The organism is Rhizobium sp. T1470 (assembly GCF_042140505.1).
Taxonomy (GTDB): domain Bacteria; phylum Pseudomonadota; class Alphaproteobacteria; order Rhizobiales; family Rhizobiaceae; genus Rhizobium; species Rhizobium favelukesii.
On sequence record NZ_CP148092.1, the window covers coordinates 174139 to 193491 of the forward strand.

Sequence of the window (19353 nt, forward strand, 5' to 3'; positions counted from 1 at the left end):
CTCCGGGGGCTTGGGTTTCGATCGGAGAACCCACCGGGGCCAATTGCAATTGTGGCTGAGGGCAGGAAATTCCTGGACGCTAAAAAAGCATCTGGAGACAGCCTTGGTCGATTTCCCTTCAGATGATCATTCGACGAAGACACCGACGCTTGCGGCCCGGCCCATGGCGTCAATCACTGTGAGCTTCGAGTAACCGCCACCATCCGGAATCCACTGATTGGTGCGACGCCGAGAGACGTCGGGCAATGGTTTGCCGTTGGCAAGCCAGCGGAAAGGCGCCCGTCCGCCTTGCAACTTCAGCATCAACGGCGATAGGTCGCCAGTTCTTGCGCCAAGGTCGACATGCGCGCCCTCAGGTGGATAGACGATCTGCGGTGCCGGTTCACGGCTCGATGTTGTTAACAGGCCATTTTGGTTGATGGCGAAGCGACGTTGACTGATCGGCAGTTCGGCCTGTGCGATCCGCAATGCTCCCGATGGCGGGCGGGGAAGGGGCGTGGTTGCGATCCCCGACTTTGCAAAACCCTCAAAGAGGATAGGGGCCGCAGTCCCGTACCCTGTCAATCCCGGCGCAGCCCCGTTGTCAGGGCGACCGACCCAAACGCCAAGAACATAGCGTCCATCATAACCAACCGACCACGCATCGCGGTAGCCGTAGCTCGTACCGGTCTTGTAAGCGATCCCTCGTTTGGGAGCGCCGGGCGGTGGAATGACGCCGGAGAGGATGTCGGCGACATTCCAGACGGCCACCGGGTCAAGCAGGCCCTCCCCATCGATCTTGCCCGGCCGCTCGTTGACGCCGTCGCCGATGAGCGAAGGCCGGCCACGATTGGCGAGCGCGGTGTAGAGCTGCACCAAATCCTTCAGCGTGATGCCGAGGCCACCGAGACCGATTGCAAGACCCGGTGTTTCGTTCGGGGGCAAAAGAGGCCGCACCTCGGCGCGGCGAAAGCGGATCAGCAGCTTCGCCGGATTGACGGCATCAAGCAGCTTTACGGCCGGCACGTTCAGGGACAACTGCAGGGCCTCGCGCACCGTGACATCGCCCTGATAGCTCATGTCGAAATTTCGTGGGCGGTAGCCGAAGAAATCGGCGGGGCGATCCTCGATGATCGTCTCCTGGCTGACGAGACCTTCCTCGAATGCCAAACCGTAAATGAACGGTTTTAGCGTCGAGCCCGGCGAGCGGCTGGCGCGCGTCATGTCGATCCAGCCAGAGCGGCTGGCATCGAAGTAATCGGCTGAACCGACCTCGCCGACGATATCGCCCGTCTGCGCATCCGCCATGACCATGGCGATCGACAGCTTCGGACCGAGTTTCAATGCGGCGGCGCGGGCAACGGCTTCCAATCCGGTCTGCACCGTCTTCTTCAGCGTCGTCCCGTATTGCAGCGCTTTCGGATCCTTGCGGCGGGCCGCCTCGGCCACATGGGCGGCGAGCGCCGGGAGTTGCATGCGCCGTGCCGGCACCGGAACGACTTCAGCGCGTGCCGCCTCACCCTCGCCAACAGCTTCGGCGACGCCGACACGCTGCAGCACCCGTTTGCGAGCCGTCTGCGCGGCCGCAAGATTGCGGTCCGGGCGGCGCTTTTCCGGTAGCTGCGGCAGCGCGACGAGAAGGGCGGCCTCGGCGACCGTCAGCCGCCGCGGCTCTTTGCCGAAATACGCAAGGCTTGCAGCCCGCGCGCCCTCGAGATTCCCGCCATAGGGTGCGTGCGTCAGATAGAGATTTAGGATCTCATCCTTCGTTAGCCGCCGCTCGATCTGGATCGCGCGTGCCATCTGCAAGAGCTTCGCCGACAAAGAGCGGCCTTGGCGTGGTTCAATCAGCCGCGCGACCTGCATCGACAGCGTCGATGCGCCGGAGACGATGCGGCCATTGGTGACGAGCTGGACGGCGGCACGTGCGATCGCTTGCAGATCGATGCCGCCATGCGTGTAAAACCGCCGATCCTCGTAGGCGACAAGCATCTTGAGGAATTGTGGATCGACATCGGTGCCAGTGGTTTTGAGACGCCACAGACCGTCCGGTGTTGCGAAGGCCCGCAGCAACTGACCGTCCGCATCGAGCACTTCCGCAGATACCGTATAGGCCTTGTCGAGTGGCGGCGGATAGGCCTGGTCGGCAGCGTCGAGCAAGACCAGCCCAGCGCCGGCAAGGAAGATGCCAGCAACGCTTCCAATCGCGAGCTTCCTTGTCAGTCTCATTTCGGTGCTGGGGTGACCTCCATCTTGCCGGTCGCCGTGCGGGCAGAAAGCTGTGGCCGATACATGTCCTCAACGACGGCGGCCGGATGATCATAAGTGCCGGGTGTGACGGCGCGCACGACATAGGCGACATTGATTTCACGGTTGTCGTCCGCCGAGCGGTTGAACGCCGCCACGAAGCGGTCATTGCGGAATTCCGTATGGGCGGCCGTGACTTCGCCGATCCACTCAAAGTTCGTCAGTTGAGCGCTGTCTACAAGGCTTGGATTGTCGATCTGGAAGCCGGCCGGCAGCAGATCCGTCACGACGATGCGCGACGGCCAGCTGTTGCTTTCCGTGATGTGCAAAACGACGACATAACGCTCGTTCTGCTTTGCCTCGGTCACGTTCGTCTGCTCGCCATCCATCGTGTAGTAAGTACGCTCGATGGCAAAGCCGTCGCCGCCTGCGGGCGGCGGCACAGCGGGAGCGGCGACCGTCGTCACGACAGCGGAGACCGGATCGCTTGTCTGGTTGGTGAGGGTAAGCGCATTGCCCGTCAAGGCGTCTCCAGTCATTTTTGCCATATAGGCGCCATTGTGCAGCGCGCCGTTGACGTCGATCTTGATCGAGTCGTCGCCGCCCTGAATGGCGCGAGCGGCAAGCAGCATCCATGCCTGTTCCTGGGTGCTGGTATATTTGTTGCGGTTCCATTCCTTGGCGACAGCCTTCGCCAGTTCCGGAACCACCGGCGGGACAGGACGGCTTTCGGCTGAAAGGGCAAGGATCGCGGCGCCATCCCGCAGGATCGAGCCGTAGTCAGTCCTCGAAAGATTGACCCTTGTGACCATCGATTGCTCTGACATCTGCAAGGCGTCGACGAAGATATTCTTCGAGCGGATTGCATCGCCATAGAGCGCTAACGCTGCCGCGATATGGGCCTTGGCAAGCGGCGTTGGAAAGTCGTTGATCATCGTATCAGCATAATATCGAAGGTCGCTGATCGCAGCCTTCTTATTGCGGGCGAGGACGTAAAGCGCATAGGCAATCTGATCGCCCTGCTCCTTGACATTGACGTCGTAGCTCAGGGCGTTCTGCAGGTTCTCGAGCGCTTGCGCGAAGGCGCGATCCGGTACGTCGTATTTCTGCTCGCGAGCGCGCGTCAGGAAATCGGTGACATAAGAATCAAGCCAGAGATCGCCACTGTCAGGTCCCCAAAGGCCGAAACTTCCGGCCGAGGCCTGGTATGAAAGCACCCGGTAGATTGCGTCTTGAACGCGTTTCTTCACATCGGCGTCGTCATCAAGGCCAGCTTGCCTGGCAAGCTCGCTCAGATAGATGAGCGGCAGGGCACGGCTCGTCGTCTGCTCGGCGCAGCCGAACGGGTAGCGATCGAGTGACATCAACAGGGCCGGAATGTCAAAGGCGGCCGAGCGCGTGACGCTGACGCTGACGGCGGCACCCGGCAGCACACTGTCTGCCAATAGCGCCTCGTCGACTGTCAGCTTAGCGCCTGGATTGAGCGCCAGCACGCGGCGTTCGGTCATCGGCAAAACAGCTGGTCGGACAGGCACGTCAACCGTTTGATCCAGTGACAGGCCTGCCGCGTCCGAGAGATTGATCGAAACACTGCCGTCGCCCGGCTGGTTTGCCGTTACTGCAAGTGTCAGGGCCGATTTGGCACCCGATTCAAGGCGGATGGCCTGCGAAGCCTGGTTCACACCCACCGCGTCGTTGCCGGTAACGGTCAGCTTGTAATCGCCTGCTGGGGCGTCGGTGTTGGCAATATCGAGGCGAAGCTCGGACGCATCACCGGGCGCGAGGAAGCGCGGCAGGCTCGCCGTCACGACGACCGGATCGCGGATGACGATATCCTTCGTGCCATGGCCAACGCCGGCCTTCGACCAGGCAACCGCCATCACGCGGGCTGTGCCGTTGAACTGTGGGATGTCGAAGCTGACGGTTGCCTTGCCCTTGGCATCGAGCTTTACCGGACCGGAGAAGAAGGCGACGAGCTTTTGCGTCGGGGGGCTTCCCTCAAGCGCCACGCTACCGCCATCACCGCCTGTCTTGAGCTTGCCGGTAACACCGAGCGAACCGTCAATCAGCCGCCCGTAAAGGTCACGGATCTCGAGACCGAGCTGGCGCTGGCCGAAATACCAATCTTCGGGGTTCGGAGGCTCGTATCGGGTGAGATTGAGAATGCCGACATCGACGGCAGCAACGGTCACATAAGCATCCTCGTTGACGCCTGCACCTGCAACGGCCAGCGTAATCGGAAGCGGTGCGCGCGGCAGCATCTTTTCCGGCGCGTCGATCGTGACCTGCAATGCGCGGTCGGCGGGGTCGACCTTCAGCCATTTGACGCCAATGGCGCGCATTGGCATATGGCTCTCCTGTGCATCGCCGGGGCGGAACAAGGTCGCAGTCACATAGGCGCCAGCGCCCCAATCAGCGGTAACCGGGATGTCGACTTCGCCGCCGTTTTCACCAACCGTAGCGTTCTGGATGGCAACGAGGTTTTCCGTGCCGGCCGCGATCATCAACTCACCGGCATAGCGCGAAGAGACCTTTAGCTTGGCTGTTTCGCCGACCTTGTAGCTGTCCTTGTCCAAGGCGATCTCAAGCCCATCAGGGGTCTCCGTCGACGCTGCCTGGACAAACCAGCCGGCGTCGAACTCGACGCTGGACGCAGGGCCGTCGGTCTCAGTGCTTTCGACTTCAAGGCGGTAGCGCCCCCAAGCGACCGCCGAGGAAATTTTCGCCCCGTCCTCGGCCGCGCTGACGCTGCCGTTGCCAACCTGCTCCGCTGTGAAGATCGGCTCGTATTTCCAGGCAGTACCGTCGCGATACCATTGGTAGTCGCGGTTGAGCTTGTAGAGCTTCCAGCGCAGGCCGCTCATCGCCTGCTTCTCGCCGTCGGCTCCAACGCCGATGACGGTGAAGTTGGCGATCGAATTCTCTCCAAGGTCGCCCGAGAATTCCGGCTTGATGCCGATCATCGGGCCTTGGTTTTTGACGGGGAGGGCGAGCGATCGCTCGATCGCGCGACCGCCTGCTTCCTGCATTCGGATGTAGACCATCGCATTGAGCAACTGCGTCGTCGCCGGCAGATCGCCAACAGTCAACTCCGTAATACCCTCGCCGTTCTCATCGAGTTCGGGGAGGCCTTCGATGGTCTGGCGGGTGTCTTCACTGGCTTCCTCATCGGCGAGGCCGAAGAAGTAGCCAGGGAATGCGTCCGCCTGCCGTGTCGGCTTGATGACGACATCGCCTTCGAGCGAAAGCCCTGCGGCTGGCGCGCCGTACAGATACTTGCCGCTGATGTTGATGGTTGCCGGAGTGTCCGGACCGATAACCTTCGCTTCGGTCTTGATCTCCATGTCGGTGCGATCCGGCACGAAGTCATCGACAAGGAATGTCTTCGTCGCAATTGGTGAGCCCTTCGGATCGGTGTGAATGTTCATCGTCCAGGTGCCACGCATGGCGCTTTCCTGAACAGGCAGGTCGACGGAGTAACCGCCAATATTGCTGGTCGGACTGGCGATCCGGCGGTCCTCGACACCATCGGGACGCAGAAAGATGAAGGTGAGTGGCAGGTTCTCGATGGCTTTCCCATCGGTATCGCGCGCGAGTGCCGCAGCATGCACCGTCTCACCGGCGCGGTAGATGCCGCGCTCGGTCCAGGTCAAAACATCGATGGCACCTGGGGAAGCGCGTCCCGTTACGCCGCGATCGGACAGATCGAAACCAGCACGGGTCATGTCGAGGAAGACGTAGTCGGCGGTGCCTTGCTTTGCGGTGATGACCGCGGGCGTGAGTGCTGCCGTGGCACGCATCAGACCGGCGGTAAAGGTCGCGCGACCCTTCTCGTCGGTCGTCGCGGTTCCCAGCACCTCATTGTTCTTCGCCAGAAGCTGCAGCTCGACGCCGGCGATCGGTTTTGCCGATGCAAGCGAGCGGGTGAACACGTTGAGACCATCCGTGCCCGCATAGGTCGTGACCCCCATATCGGAGACGACAAACCATTGCGTCGCCTGCGCATTCCAGTCCTGGTCCGGGGCGTTTGGTGCGGTTGCCGTTAACACATAGACGCCCGGCTTGCGCTCGGGCACTGCCTCATCTACCGGAAAACTGGTGACGACGTCCTTGTTGAGATCGCTCGCGATATCGATCGAGCCTTGCCAGACGAGTTCACCGCTTTCGTCTTCGATCCGCTGTGCGCTGTAACCATCGAGCTGGGTCAGGAATTGCGAGCTCGTCAACAGCGGCGCGATGCCACGATCACCGATACGGTAGAGCTTGAGAGTGGCGGAGGCCATGTTGACCGAAACGATCGGAATTCCGCGACGCGCGGTCGACGGCAGCACGAAGCTGTCGCCGGTGAAGCGCACGCTGGCAGTGCGATCCTTGACATAGACATCGAGGCTGACCGGAGCCTCCAGGACTTCATCGACTGAAGAAGGCAAGCCCGTACGGAAGGTGATCTTGTAATTTTCGCCATGCGTCAGCCCCTCGACGCAGATCTGCTTGTCTTTGGTTTCGAGTGCCTTGGGGGCGGCACCGTTCAGCGTCACGAAAGGCGTATAGTCCACAGTTTTGACCAGGGACTCCGAAAATGTCGCGCAGGTGCGCGGAGTTGCACTGTCTGCGTCGACGGTATGCTCGGTAATGCGAAATCCTTGCGTCGATTTGAGCTGCAAGAACGCCGCCTGAACGTCCTTGGCGTTCACGAGCGCCAGGCTTGCCTTGTAGGCGTTGAGGGCGGCGCGATAATTGGTGTTCTTTTCGAGTGCGGCGGCCAGCACGGAGAGCGCCTCGGCACGGCTCGACGTCGTCCGGGTCAACTCGTAGCCGTTCACAGCGGCAAGAACAGCCTGTCCGTAGATCTCGCCGCCATTGTTGTCGTCGGTCTTGACAAAGCTGTCCCCGGCACGTGCCGTTTCCAGCCAGAGATCCGCATTCTCCCGGGAAAGAGCAAGCGCACTGCGGAAGGACTTCATCGCCTCGATGACATTGCCCGCCGTCAGGTCGAGGCGGGCATTGGCAATCAGACTGTCAGCGCTCTGGCCCTGCTGATCATCGGCCACGTCAAGATTGGCCTTGTCGTCGCGCGCCTGCTGGATCACGTCGCCGGAGAGGAAGGTGAGGCGAGGGGCTGCGCCGATGTCCGGCTCCTGCTGCATGGATGTCTCGACGATCTTGCCGGCAATGGCGCCCGGGAAGGCATTCATCGTCTTGAAATCGGACTTCAGGAAGCACCACTTCACCTTCGGATTGTAGGTGAACGCCTTGCAGGATTTGTCGCCGATGCAGGACGTTTTGCACTGATCCAGCGTGACGTTCTGTTCGGTGCGCAGATCGAAGCCGAAATAATCGGCGTCCTGGATCGTCTGGATCTGGCGCTTCGTATCCGCCGCCACGGCGGGAAGGCTTGCGATGATTGACGAGACAGCAACGGCGACGATAGCGAAAAACGCGCGTACAGACATAGTTCCCCCCGAGATGCTGGCGCTGATCCGGCTGCACTCTCCGCACTCCACGTCCGGTTGTCAACTCGATCAAATGCGCTGTTTCGCAATGAGCCAGGTGCTGCCGCAGCGCTCTCACATCGGCGTGAGGTGCTGGGTTTTGATTTGCTTGGCGCAGCGCCATGCACCATCGTTGCGTCATGGAATTGGGAGACTTCGCTATGTCCGCTTTTCTTCTCCGAAGGTTTGACTTTCGGTTCATTCTGGCTGTCGTGACCTTGTTGGGATCGCCCGTCTTTGCCGCCGAGAGAGCTGTTGTCCTCCCGCCGCCGGCAATCGACGAGCCCATCGAGGCAAACGCCGAAACCGCGGTGTTCGCAGGCGGATGCTTCTGGGGCATTCAAGGTGTCTTCCAGCATGTGAAGGGCGTGAAATCGGCTGTCTCTGGCTACGCCGGGGGAACAAGCAATACGGCGATCTACCAGACGGTCAGCACTGGAACGACAGGTCACGCCGAGTCGGTAAAGGTGATCTTCGATCCCTCCGAGGTCAGCTACGGAACGCTTCTGCAGATTTTCTTTTCGGTCGCCCACAATCCGACAGAGCTAAATCACCAGGGTCCCGATACCGGCACACAGTACCGATCGGCATTGTTTGTGGCGAGCCCGCAGCAGCGTCGGATCGCGGAGAACTACATTGCACAGCTCGGCCGGGCCGCCATCTTTCCGGACCCGATCGTAACCGAGGTCGACAATCTGGAGGGCTTCTATCCAGCCGAGCGCTACCATCAGGATTATCTCGCTCTCAATCCGACAAATCCGTACATCGTCATCAACGACTTGCCGAAAATCGAAAACCTGAGGTCGGTGTTTCCGCGCAACTTTCGCAGCCGACCTGTCCTCGTTCTCAAGGCAAAGGGTTGATATCCCCGAAAAAAACCTGGCATGTTCCGTGCACTGCGGTTGCGTTGTTAACGATTTGTCAATGTTAACAATATTTTGCCTGCAAGTTATTGCGCCCCAACCCGGAACATATCGTCCTGACGTTCGTTACCCCGGCGCCAACCAACACGCAGTTGAGCGTCACCAGTGTTGTAAAATGAGTAAAGCAAGGGACATTTCATGGCCAGCGATGTCGAAACCAAGCGGCCGACATACGGTGTTGCGCGTCAAAGCGTCTTGATCGTTGAGGATGAATTCCTGATTGCCCTTGACCTTGAATCGACCATCAAGGACATGGGGCTGAACGTGGCCGGTGTCGCCCGCGACAAGGAGCAGGCGCTGACGCTGGCGCCGCTGGCTGACATTGCATTTGTGGATGTCAACTTGGCCGATGGTGCAACGGGGCCAGAGATTGGACAACGGCTCGTCGAGGAATTTGGCGTAACTGTGGTTTTCATGACCGGCAACCCTGAAGCTGTCGTGGGGCGCGTTGAGGGAGCGCTGGACATCCTCAGCAAGCCGGCCACGCCATCGATTGTGCAGACCTCTTTGCGCCATGCGCTCGATGTGCGCCGGAGTGGATGACGCTGTGATGTGAATTCCCGGATGACCGGTATGCGCCAACCGTCAACATCACGACGTGGTCATCATGCTGCTCGAACATCCAGCTGATCTACCGCTGCGATCACGCCTCTGAGCTCCGCCAGTCCCTTCAGCCGGCCGATGCAGGAATAGCCTGGATTGACCGTCTTCGTCTGGTCGTCGATCAGGAGGTGGCCATGGTCGGGACGCATTGGAATAATGCTGTCGGTCCTGCCGACTGCGGCGCGGCGACGTTCTTCTCGGCGCAGGAGCGAAATCAGCGAGACCATGTTGACGTCTCCGCCAAGGTGCTCGGCTTCGATGAAGGAGCCATCTGGTTCCTTGCTGACATTTCGCAGGTGCGCGAAGTGGATGCGCTCGGCAAAGCGGCTCGCCAGCTCGACGACGTCGTTGCCGTGACGCGAGCCGTAGGAACCGGCGCAAAGGGTTATGCCATTGGCGGTGTGATCGACCGCCGCGAAAATGGTCTCTATATCGTCCGCCTTCGATACCACGCGCGGCAACCCGAACAACGAGAACGGAGGGTCGTCGGGGTGAATTGCAAGACGAACATTGTTTTCGACGGCCACCGGCACGACCTCCTTGAGAAAGTCGACCAGATTGCTGCGCATGTCGTCGTCTGAGAGATCGTCGAACGCTGCAATGTGCGTGCGGATGGCTTCGCGCGTGTGGCTGTCCTCACCGCCGGGCAGGCCGGCGATAATGTTTTTTTCGAGGGTTTGCACATCCTCCTCGCTCATGCCCGCCAATCGCTTTCGCGCTGCCTCGACGAGTTCAGCGTCGTAGCTGTCTTCGGCCGCCGCCCGCTTCAAGACAAAGACGTCATAGGCGATGAAGTCGATCATGTCGAAGCGCAGCGCCAGACCGCCGACGGGGGTTGGGTAAAGGAGGTTTGTGCGCGTCCAGTCCACGACCGGCATGAAGTTGTAGCAGACCACAGGCACGCCACCTTTGCCGAGATTGGCGAGACTCTGCTTCCACGCGTCGACATAACGGTGCCAGTTTTCGTTTCGCAGTTTGATTGCCGAATTGACGGGAATGGACTCGCAGACCGACCAGACCATGCCGGCATCTCTGACGAGTGCCATTCGTTCGGCGACGTCCTCCGGACTCCAGACGCGGCCGTCATAGATATGGTGGAGGGCTGTCACGATACCTTTTGCGCCCGCCTGACGGGCATGGGACAATGTAACCGGGTCCTGAGGCCCGAACCAGCGCCAACTTTCCAACATAAGACATCTCCTCGAAATGTTGGACAATTAATCGCAATCTCATCACTTGATGCAAGAAGAAATTGATCATTGTGAAAATAAGCCCAACATATTAGGCTGGTCGTATGGAAAACGGAGGTCATTGGCGTGGAGTCAGGCAATCGCGCTTCGGCCGTCGATGACGTCGTACGGCAAATCCGCCTTCTGATCCGCGAGCGCGGACTTGGCGTCGGTGACGTCCTGCCGAGCGAGGTCGAACTGGCCACGATGTTCGAGTCCAGTCGGAATACGGTGCGTGAGGCCTTCCGCACGTTGAAGGCGTATGGTGTGGCTGAATCCAGGCAAAAGGTCGGCGCCGTCCTGACAGACCAGCATCAAGACGCGATGCGCGATCTCTTTTCTTTTGCCATGGAGATTTCCGTCGATGCTTTCCGCGACATACAGGGGTATCGGCGGCTGACGGAAATGAACCTGTTCGATGTGCTCGCTGAGCGCATTACGGAACAGGCTGTTGCCGACATGGCGGCGGTCAATGTGTCCATTCTGACAGCGCAAAACGCCGAGCGTGCCTCCGAACTCGATTTCCAGTTTCACCGCATGCTGGTGGATGGCGCGGGCAATCGCACATTGTCGGAAACCTATGGCATGCTGAAGCCGGTCATTCAGCGCTTGATGCTCGCGGGTAAATCGCAACGATTGACGCTGCAGATGGTTGTGAGCGAGCACAGCGACATTCTTCAAGCGCTGCGCGATCGCAACCGGATTGCTTTCATCTATCACATGGATCGGCATCTGAGCGCCGGTCTCGAATTCATTTCTGAATGAATGCGGCAAGAGGTGGAGAAGACTGATGGGAGAATTTGCCGGCAAGACCGCAGTTGTCACGGGCACGACCGGGATCGGACGCGCGATCGCATTGCATTTGGCGCGAGAGGGCGCCGCCGTTGCCGCCCTCGGCATCGATGAAAAGGCCAATGCTGAACTTTCCGAGATCGCTGCTGCAGACGGACTGGCCCTGCGCGTCATCCATACGGATGTCTCCATTCCCGACAGCGTGCGTGATGCCTTTGTCCAGACCATTGCTGTGTATGGAGGCCTCGATATCATCGTCAACTCGGCCGCAGTGCATCCCTATGGCAATGCCACGGACACGCCCTTCGAGACCTTCATGCGCTGCATGGCGGTAAACGTCGGCTCGATCCATCTGACGGCGGAGCATGGCGTGCCGGAAATGCGCAAGCGCGGCGGCGGCGCCATCATCAACATCTCGAGCGTGCAAGGCTTTGCCTGCCAGCCCGGCGTCTCAGCCTACGTCGCCTCGAAGGGCGCGATCCATGCGTTGACGCGCGCCATGGCGATCGACTTCGCCGCAGACAAGATACGCGTCGTATCGATCAGCCCGGGTTCGGTGCGCACGCCGATCCTGGAGCTGGCCGCGCGCACGTTCGAAGGAGCCGATGCCGATGTCGATGCCGTCTTTCGGCGTTTCGGAAAAGCGCATCCGCTTGGCCGCATTGGCGAGCCCGAAGAGGTGGCTGCGCTTGCTGCCTTCCTCGCCTCGGACAAGGCTTCCTTCATTACCGGATCGGACCACCGGATCGATGGCGGGTTGACGGCCGGTATAGGCGTGCGTTGAAGCCCATTTTCAAAATCCCCTTGCCTTGGCCCCGGTCCCTAGCCGCACCCCACCAAACGTCAGACGAGGCCGGTGAGCAGGGCTATGCCGGCCAGCGCGGCAATGCCGCCGGCCGAACGTGCGACAACTGCGCCCCGCTGCTCGCTGACTTTGCCGATCAGATAGCCAAGGCCAATGCCGGCAAGGTGCAGTGCTGCGGTCGCAAGCATGAAACCCGCCGCATAAGCGACACCGCCCGCAGCGGCCGGCATCTCTGAGCCGTGCGCGTGTCCATGAAAGATCGCAAACAGGCCGACGACCCCTGCCGCGATGGCGACCGGAGCCTGGATGCCCAGCGCAACGACAGCGCCCAGGACGATCACGGAAAGAGCAATTCCGGCTTCGACAAAGGGCAAGGCGATCCTCATCATACCGAGGGCGCTGCCGATAGCCATCACCGAGACGAAGGTCAAAGGAACCAGCCAAAGCGCACGGCCGCCAATCTGCCAGGCGATAAGGCCGACCAGAACCATGGCGAGCACGTGATCGAGACCCGAAACCGGATGGCTGAAGCCGTGGAGGAAGCCAACCGTTTGTCCGACGCCTGTGTGGGCGAAGGCGAGCGACGGAGCAAGGGCGGCAGCCGCGAGCAGGACGTTAAGTTTGATGCTCTTTGAAAACATGGATGCCCCCGTTTGTGTGCAATGTTGACGGCAAAAAAATGGCATGCCGGATCAGAAGGATAAAGCAAAAAATCGAGCGACACCGTCATTTGACGTAGAGCGATTTGGAAGCGTCGGGCCCCTCAGGTTGGCGGCATGGTGCCAAACACCGAAACCAGGCCTAGCACCGCCAAGCCCAAGACCATTTCTGCGGCAGTCGCCCATTTCAGCAACTGCAGCGATGGGCTGCTTGCGAGCCGCGGGACAAGAATGTAGCGATTGGTGATCGCAAGCGCGACCAAGACAAACACGATCAGGATCTTGATGCTGAGCAGGAACTGATAGTCGAGCCGCCAATTCAGCGGAGGCGATCCGATGATCAGGAACGTATTGATGATGCCGGTCGCGATCACGACTGCGACCGCAACATGGCCCGCGGTCGAAAACCGCATCAGCGCTGCCCGCGCGTCATTCTGCCACCGTGCGTCGCGAAGCATCGGCAGGATGACGATGACAGGCACCAGGGCCCCGAGCCAGGCGCCACCGGACAGGAGGTGAAGGCCGTCGTTAAGGCGCTGCGGTGCCCGCAGCCAACCACTGTTCATCGCGGCATGACCACTGATCGTCAGACTGATCAACAGCAATCCGGCGATGATCGCCTGGGCGCGGTGTCTGAACGGGACTGGCGCAAGGCACGAAATTGCCAGGAGAACGGTGGCACCGGCCTGGGCAATCCAGGCTCGCCCGACGTTTGTTCCTGAAAGAATGGTTCGTATCATCTCGGGCCCAAGCGCATCGCTCCAGCCTTCCCCGATCGTTGCCGCGCGCAACGGGAGCAGCGATGCGGTCGTGCCGATGACGAGAAGGAGTGCGAGGATGTACCAGTTGCGGAGCCGTCGGCTCACCTGTGCGGCCAGGTCAGCAGGCACGACCCAGCAGAGATAGGCCGATGCGCCCCATAAAAACACGGCGGCGGCATCAAACAGGAAGCGGCACAGGATGAGTGCAGCATCTGGTGTCACGGCTTGACCGTAAACCCGTAAGTGCCATTGGTCTTGTGGCCGTCCGTTGAAAGGACGTGCCATTCCACGGCGTAGGCGCCGGGGCCAAGCATTTCGGGAAGAGGGACCATCAAGGTTTTGCCTTCATCCATCAGCATCGCGTCGCCGGTTTTCACCATCGCCTTGTCCGGGCCGGTGACTTTCACGCCGGAGAACTTGATGTCGAGTTCTTCAGAGAAGTGCAGGTCGAGTTCGGCAGGGGAGGTCGCGACCGTTGCCTTGTCGGCAGGCACGTTTTTCGTCAGCTGTGCATGCGCAAGGGCCTGCCCGGCAACGCCGAGGATCGCAACGGTGGACAATGCGACAAGGCGGGAAAGTGTCGGCATGTTCTTACTTTCTAAATTGAGACGACGGTTTCGTAAGGGGTAGGAGCCTATTGCGGTTTGGGCATATCCATGCCGTCCATGTCGGAGTGGTGGTCTTTGGCACTGGCTCCGCCAGCGTTGCCAACTTCAAATTCGACGTCGACGGAGCCCGCCTTTTCGAATGTCAGGGTCGCCTTGATCATCTCGCCCTCCTTGAAGGGCTCTGCCACTTCCATGAACATGATGTGGAAGCCGCCTGGCTTCAGCTCGACGGTTTGGCCGGCTGGAATGACGAGCCCCCCGGCGACGGGGCGCATTGTCATCACGCCGTTGCTGACGCTCATCTGATGGACTTCCGTTTTTTCTGCCCGCTTAGAAGTGATGCTGATAAGCTTGTCGTCGGTCGAACCGGTGTTGGTGAGTTTGAGGTATCCGCCGCCGACCTTGGCGCCCGGCACCATGGCGCGTGCATGCGGGTGGCCAATTGCGATGTCTCCGGCCTTGAAGTCATGGGCATCGGCGATTGCGGCGAACAAGCCAGCAAACAACAGGGCTGTGACGAGTCTCAAAAGCTGCTTCATAATGGTCTCCAACAGGATAGGCTCTTAAACGGCACGAAAAACCGCGGCGTCGACGGGAGCTTCCTTGCGAAATGAAAATGCGATGTGGAAACGCTCTGCTTCGGGTTAAACGGATCCCAGAGGGGCCACCTTAACTGCAAGCATTGCGGGATTCGCTGTCAAGCACATGCCCAATTGCGGGGAGGTGCCCGCGGGCCGGTATTTGGCGGGAGTGTTCGCCGCAGAGATATATCGGTGTCGTAGACCTGCCTGGCAAAGGTTGAGGTCCAAATAAGCTTCGTGCCAGAGTTCTGAGGAACCGGCAGCAAGACCGAGGCACCGATCCGGCAGGCCTCGCAGCCATGCATTTGCGCCTTCTCATGCTTGTGCATCCCACCGGCTTTGCCAGCTACGCAGATCACGGGAAGCGTGCCGTCCGGCAGAACGTATTCGGCAAATTCGGCGGGGACGAGGGCGTCCTTGGCAAAGGATGGCGCTTGATGAGCGAAGCCGACAAGCAGCAGCGCGATGGCGCAGATCATGCGTGCCATCCATTGCGTGATTTTCGCTTGCCTCGCTCTCAACCGTCATTCTCCCTGACAGGACGTCAGTATGCGAGACTTCAATAAATCTCAATGCGGCAATTTGAAAGGGGCTCGCGGCGCGATCGCTGACGCTGTTGCGACGCGTGAGTGCTGCACATTGAATGAGGAGGGCAATTTGTACATTGTCTGGTTGAGCGGTCGCGGCACCGACTGCGATATTCTGGCGTCCAGCACGGAGCACGGGACATGACTGATGGGGCTTGGAATTTCTGGATCGATCGCGGAGGCACGTTCACGGATATCATTGGCCGTGCGCCAGATGGCGGTTTGCATCCGCGAAAGCTTCTCTCCGAAAACCCGGAATCTTATCGCGATGCGGCGATCCACGGAATTCGCGGTCTGCTCGGTCTCGGGCCGGCCGACCCGATACCTTCCGATCGCATTGGCGAGATTCGCATGGGGACGACCGTTGCCACAAACGCGCTTCTGGAGCGCAAGGGCGACAGGGTTCTTTTGTTGATCACCAAGGGGTTTCGTGACGCGCTTCGCATCGCCTACCAGGCCCGCCCTGACATTTTTGCCAAGGAGATCATTCTGCCGGAACAGTTGTACGAGCGGGTGGCGGAGGTCCATGAACGTGTTCGCGTGGATGGCTCGATCGAGGTGCCGCTCGAGACCTCCGGTGTGGAGCAGGCGATCACCAGAGCAAGAGCCGACGGGATTGATGCAGTCGCGATCGTGTTCATGCACTCCTACAAGTATCCGCAGCACGAAAAAGCGGTCGCAGACCTCTGCCGGGCGGCGGGATTCAAGCAGATTTCGGTGAGCCACGACGTATCTCCGCTGCTTAAGCTGGTCGGCCGGGGCGATACGACCGTCGTGGACGCCTATCTCTCGCCGATTTTATCTCGCTACGTTCAGCAGGTGGCCGGCGAGCTCGGGGTGGAGAGCGCCGGAAAGGCGTCGCCGCGCCTCAATTTCATGATGTCATCAGGTGGTCTAACCGCCGCACGTTTGTTCCAGGGCAAGGATGCACTGCTTTCGGGGCCGGCAGGCGGTGTGGTCGGTATGGTGGAAACTGCAAAACTCGCCGGTTTCCACAAGGTCATCGGCTTTGACATGGGAGGCACCTCAACCGATGTTGCCCACTATGACGGCGAATACGAACGCGCCTTCGATACCGAAGTTGCAGGGGTTCGAGTGAGGGCGCCGATGATGCGCATTCATACGGTCGCCGCCGGCGGCGGCTCCATCCTTCATTTTGAAGCCGGCCGCTTCCGCGTCGGGCCTGATTCGGCGGGGGCCAATCCGGGACCGACCTGCTATCGTCGTGGCGGGGAATTGGCGGTGACAGACGCCAACGTCATGCTCGGCAAGCTGCAACCGGATCTGTTTCCCGCAATCTTTGGGCCAGGCCAGAACGAGCCCCTCGACGCCGATGCCGTACGCGCCAAATTCGAGGTCCTGTCGGCCCAGGCAGCCACCGGATACAGCCCGGAGAGTGTCGCAGAAGGTTTCATAAAGATCGCGGTCGAGAATATGGCCAACGCGATCAAGAAAATCTCGGTACAGCGTGGCTATGACGTGACGGGCTACCTGCTGAACTGTTTCGGTGGTGCCGGAGGGCAACATGCCTGCCTTGTTGCCGATGCCCTCGGCATGTCAATGGTGCTCGTCCATCCCTTTTCCGGGCTGCTGTCGGCTTACGGCATGGGCTTGTCTTCGCTCTTCGCATCCCGTCAGCAAGCGTTTATCAAACCGCTGTCGGAAGAGTCGCTCTTGGAGCTTAGCCGCCTGATCGCTTCCTTGACCGCCGACGTCGGCGAGAAGCTGAAGGCACAAGGCATAGCAGCCAACAAAATCGACTTTAGACCCATCCTGGATCTCCGTTACGAGGGTACAGACACCACGCTGCCGGTCAATTTCTACCACGGCTCGATACTGGCGGCGCGGGCCGATTTCGAGCGGGCGCATAAGGCGCAGTTCGGCTTCGTCTACGACGAAAAGATGATTGTCGTCGAATCCGTTGGCGTCGAGGGGACCGATCGCTCCGCTGAAAGGCACCAAGAGGGCAACCAGGAGACCGTAGCCGGGGTTTCTCGCACCGCTGAAAATCGTCGCGTCTTTTTCGATGGCGTCTGGCGCGACACCAGCGTCTTCAAGCGTGATGATCTCCTGCCCGGTGGTCAGGCCCTCGGTCCAGCGCTCATTATCGAAGCCAATCAGACGATCGTCGTCGAACCCGGATGGCAGGCAGAGATCACCCAGAAGAACCACGTCTTGCTCCGTCGCGTTGAAAAGAAGAAAACGGCAGCAGCAGTAGGGACGCTGGCCGATCCGGTGATGCTGGAGATATTCAACAATCTGTTCATGTCGATTGCAGAACAGATGGGCCTCACGCTGCAAAACACCGCCTCATCCGTGAACATCAAGGAACGGTTGGATTTCTCCTGTGCCGTTTTCGATCGGACCGGTGCGCTGGTCGCCAATGCACCACATATGCCGGTGCATCTGGGCTCGATGGACCGATCGGTGGAGACGATCATCAGGTTGAACGCGGGTAATATTCGCCCAGGCGACGTGTTTGCTCTGAACGCCCCTTACAACGGCGGCACGCATCTGCCGGACATAACGGTCGTCACGCCTGTCTTCGACGACACCGGATGCGACATCCTGTTCTATGTTGCCTCCCGCGGACATCACGCCGACGTCGGAGGCACGGCGCCGGGCTCGATGACCCCGCTTGCGACGACCGTCGATGAGGAAGGGGTGCTTTTCGACAACTTCCATCTGGTCGAACGCGGTCGCTTTCGCGAGGCCGAACTGTACGAGCTCCTCACAAATCATCCTTATCCGGCGCGCAATCCGCACCAGAACATCGCGGATCTAAAGGCGCAGATTGCCTCCAACGAGAAGGGCGTGGCGGAGTTGCGCAGAATGGTTGCTCATTTCGGTCTTTCGGTGGTCGAAGCCTATATGGGTCATGTGCAGGACAACGCGGCCGAAAGCGTGCGTCGTGTCATCGACCGCTTGCCGGATACCGCTCAATACGATTACCCGACCGACACGGGCCAGGTGATCAAGGTCAAGATCATGGTCGACCGCAAGAAGCGCCAGGCCACTGTGGATTTCAGCGGAACCTCGCAAGTGAAGATGAACAACTTCAATGCGCCGGAGCCGGTCACTCGCGCTGCAGTTCTCTACGCATTCCGAGTGATGGTCGAGGCCAACATTCCAATGAATGCTGGCTGCCTGAGACCGATCAACATCATCATTCCGGACGGCTGCATGCTAAAGCCGGCCTATCCGGCTGCGGTCGTAGCAGGGAATGTGGAGACATCCCAGCACGTGACCAATGCGCTCTTCGGCGCAATGGGGTCGATGGCCAATGCGCAGGGGACGATGAACAATCTGACGTTCGGCAACGCGAAATACCAATACTACGAAACGATCTGCTCGGGCTCGCCGGCGGGCCAGATGAACGACGGCCGCGGCTTTGCTGGAACGGCTGGCGTCCACACACACATGACGAATTCCCGCCTGACCGATCCGGAGGTGCTGGAACTGCGATTCCCAGTTCTATTGGAGGACTTTCACATCAGGGAGGGCTCCGGTGGAAAAGGCAAGTGGACCGCCGGCGACGGGACTGAGCGTACCATTCGATTTCTGGAACGGATGGAATGCGCCATCCTGTCGTCCCACCGCAACCGTCCGCCTCGGGGCCTCAATGGAGGCGGCGACGGTAGGGTTGGGGTGACAAGTGTCCGCCGGTTGGATGGTCGGATCGAAATACTAAGGGCGAGTGATCAGACAGTGCTCGAGGCGGGGGAGGCCGTCACGGTCATCACGCCGACCGCCGGCGGGGTTGGAAACTGATCCTAGTAGCGCGTTTTCGTGGTTCGAAGCATATCAGGCGGCCTCGGCGAGCTTGTGGGTCCAGGTGTGGATGACGGGGTGACGATTGACGTCGTCGATACCGGCCATAGTGCGCTGCTTGAGCTCATGTTGGCCATGCAACCACGAGTCCTCGATAAGGCAATCGGGTGAGAAATGGATGCTTGTCTCCCGCATCGACCATACTGTCCTCGATCGTAACGGAGGCGCCGGGGTGTCGACATCGATCCGGTTGTCGTGCTCCGCGTCATGCGAACACCGGGCGCCTTGATGTGCAAGTCGCAAGTCACCCGTTTGG

The 19353-nt window shown here is 60.0% G+C and carries 14 protein-coding genes; 5 read left to right on the plus strand and 9 right to left on the minus strand.

Annotated elements, in window-relative coordinates:
• Positions 1 to 126 precede the first annotated feature (126 nt).
• Both pbpC and WGT02_RS22005 read right to left on the minus strand, forming a co-directional pair.
• The gene (gene pbpC / locus WGT02_RS22000; protein ID WP_208246833.1) at positions 127 to 2208 is read right to left on the minus strand and encodes a penicillin-binding protein 1C; all 2082 of its coding nucleotides are present in this window, start codon (positions 2206 to 2208) and stop codon (positions 127 to 129) included.
• Positions 2205 to 7679, minus strand: a complete 5475-nt coding sequence (locus WGT02_RS22005; protein WP_208246835.1) for an alpha-2-macroglobulin family protein — start codon at positions 7677 to 7679, stop codon at positions 2205 to 2207. Before WGT02_RS22005 ends, pbpC begins: the two co-directional genes overlap by 4 nt.
• A gap of 200 nt (positions 7680 to 7879) precedes the next feature.
• Between WGT02_RS22005 and msrA the strand changes: the two genes are divergently transcribed.
• Together msrA and WGT02_RS22015 are read left to right on the plus strand one after the other, a co-directional pair.
• Positions 7880 to 8581, plus strand: a complete 702-nt coding sequence (msrA, locus tag WGT02_RS22010; RefSeq protein WP_024316892.1) for a peptide-methionine (S)-S-oxide reductase MsrA — start codon at positions 7880 to 7882, stop codon at positions 8579 to 8581.
• A gap of 198 nt (positions 8582 to 8779) precedes the next feature.
• Positions 8780 to 9184, plus strand: a complete 405-nt coding sequence (locus WGT02_RS22015; protein WP_024316891.1) for a response regulator — start codon at positions 8780 to 8782, stop codon at positions 9182 to 9184.
• A gap of 62 nt (positions 9185 to 9246) precedes the next feature.
• Here the strand turns inward: WGT02_RS22015 and uxuA are convergent, their stop codons facing one another.
• On the minus strand, positions 9247 to 10434 hold the full coding sequence (gene uxuA, locus WGT02_RS22020) for a mannonate dehydratase (protein ID WP_208246837.1): 1188 nt from the start codon (positions 10432 to 10434) through the stop codon (positions 9247 to 9249).
• 126 nt (positions 10435 to 10560) lie between these two features.
• Between uxuA and WGT02_RS22025 the strand changes: the two genes are divergently transcribed.
• Positions 10561 to 11238 carry a FadR/GntR family transcriptional regulator gene (locus WGT02_RS22025; RefSeq protein WP_208246839.1) on the plus strand — a complete coding sequence of 226 codons (678 nt, stop codon included), beginning with the start codon at positions 10561 to 10563 and terminating at the stop codon, positions 11236 to 11238.
• Positions 11239 to 11263: 25 nt separating this feature from the next.
• Positions 11264 to 12049 (plus strand): SDR family NAD(P)-dependent oxidoreductase, encoded by a 786-nt coding sequence (locus WGT02_RS22030; protein ID WP_024316889.1) that lies wholly within the window; start codon positions 11264 to 11266, stop codon positions 12047 to 12049.
• A 59-nt stretch (positions 12050 to 12108) separates the two neighbouring features.
• Here the strand turns inward: WGT02_RS22030 and WGT02_RS22035 are convergent, their stop codons facing one another.
• The 5 genes from WGT02_RS22035 to WGT02_RS22055 form a co-directional block, all read right to left on the minus strand.
• Positions 12109 to 12711, minus strand: a complete 603-nt coding sequence (locus tag WGT02_RS22035; RefSeq protein WP_024316888.1) for a HupE/UreJ family protein — start codon at positions 12709 to 12711, stop codon at positions 12109 to 12111.
• Between the two features lie 122 nt (positions 12712 to 12833).
• Complete coding sequence (gene copD, locus WGT02_RS22040; protein ID WP_208246840.1) at positions 12834 to 13712, minus strand: copper homeostasis membrane protein CopD; 879 nt, start codon at positions 13710 to 13712, stop codon at positions 12834 to 12836.
• Positions 13709 to 14077, minus strand: a complete 369-nt coding sequence (gene copC / locus WGT02_RS22045) for a copper homeostasis periplasmic binding protein CopC (protein WP_024316886.1) — start codon at positions 14075 to 14077, stop codon at positions 13709 to 13711. Before copC ends, copD begins: the two co-directional genes overlap by 4 nt.
• A 47-nt stretch (positions 14078 to 14124) precedes the next feature.
• The gene (locus WGT02_RS22050; protein ID WP_024316885.1) at positions 14125 to 14637 is read right to left on the minus strand and encodes a copper chaperone PCu(A)C; all 513 of its coding nucleotides are present in this window, start codon (positions 14635 to 14637) and stop codon (positions 14125 to 14127) included.
• A 158-nt stretch (positions 14638 to 14795) separates the two neighbouring features.
• Positions 14796 to 15158, minus strand: a complete 363-nt coding sequence (locus tag WGT02_RS22055; RefSeq protein WP_225040022.1) for a hypothetical protein — start codon at positions 15156 to 15158, stop codon at positions 14796 to 14798.
• Between the two features lie 249 nt (positions 15159 to 15407).
• Between WGT02_RS22055 and WGT02_RS22060 the strand changes: the two genes are divergently transcribed.
• The gene (locus WGT02_RS22060; RefSeq protein WP_208246842.1) at positions 15408 to 19037 is read left to right on the plus strand and encodes a hydantoinase B/oxoprolinase family protein; all 3630 of its coding nucleotides are present in this window, start codon (positions 15408 to 15410) and stop codon (positions 19035 to 19037) included.
• 33 nt (positions 19038 to 19070) lie between these two features.
• Here the strand turns inward: WGT02_RS22060 and WGT02_RS22065 are convergent, their stop codons facing one another.
• Positions 19071 to 19232: a hypothetical protein gene (locus WGT02_RS22065; protein WP_157997387.1), complete on the minus strand. Its 162-nt coding sequence runs from the start codon at positions 19230 to 19232 to the stop codon at positions 19071 to 19073.
• Between the last annotated feature and the right edge of the window lie 121 nt (positions 19233 to 19353).

Excerpts from the sequence above, each read along its gene's own strand:
- WGT02_RS22035 (WP_024316888.1), bottom strand. The coding sequence starts at position 12,711 with ATGTTTTCAAAGAGCATCAAACTTAACGTCCTGCTCGCGGCTGCCGCC.
- msrA (WP_024316892.1), top strand. The coding sequence starts at position 7,880 with ATGTCCGCTTTTCTTCTCCGAAGGTTTGACTTTCGGTTCATTCTGGCT.
- WGT02_RS22050 (WP_024316885.1), bottom strand. The coding sequence starts at position 14,637 with ATGAAGCAGCTTTTGAGACTCGTCACAGCCCTGTTGTTTGCTGGCTTG.
- WGT02_RS22055 (WP_225040022.1), bottom strand. The coding sequence starts at position 15,158 with ATGATCTGCGCCATCGCGCTGCTGCTTGTCGGCTTCGCTCATCAAGCG.
- WGT02_RS22005 (WP_208246835.1), bottom strand. The coding sequence starts at position 7,679 with ATGTCTGTACGCGCGTTTTTCGCTATCGTCGCCGTTGCTGTCTCGTCA.
- WGT02_RS22060 (WP_208246842.1), top strand. The coding sequence starts at position 15,408 with ATGACTGATGGGGCTTGGAATTTCTGGATCGATCGCGGAGGCACGTTC.
- pbpC (WP_208246833.1), bottom strand. The coding sequence starts at position 2,208 with ATGAGACTGACAAGGAAGCTCGCGATTGGAAGCGTTGCTGGCATCTTC.
- WGT02_RS22030 (WP_024316889.1), top strand. The coding sequence starts at position 11,264 with ATGGGAGAATTTGCCGGCAAGACCGCAGTTGTCACGGGCACGACCGGG.
- uxuA (WP_208246837.1), bottom strand. The coding sequence starts at position 10,434 with ATGTTGGAAAGTTGGCGCTGGTTCGGGCCTCAGGACCCGGTTACATTG.
- WGT02_RS22015 (WP_024316891.1), top strand. The coding sequence starts at position 8,780 with ATGGCCAGCGATGTCGAAACCAAGCGGCCGACATACGGTGTTGCGCGT.
- copC (WP_024316886.1), bottom strand. The coding sequence starts at position 14,077 with ATGCCGACACTTTCCCGCCTTGTCGCATTGTCCACCGTTGCGATCCTC.
- WGT02_RS22065 (WP_157997387.1), bottom strand. The coding sequence starts at position 19,232 with ATGCGGGAGACAAGCATCCATTTCTCACCCGATTGCCTTATCGAGGAC.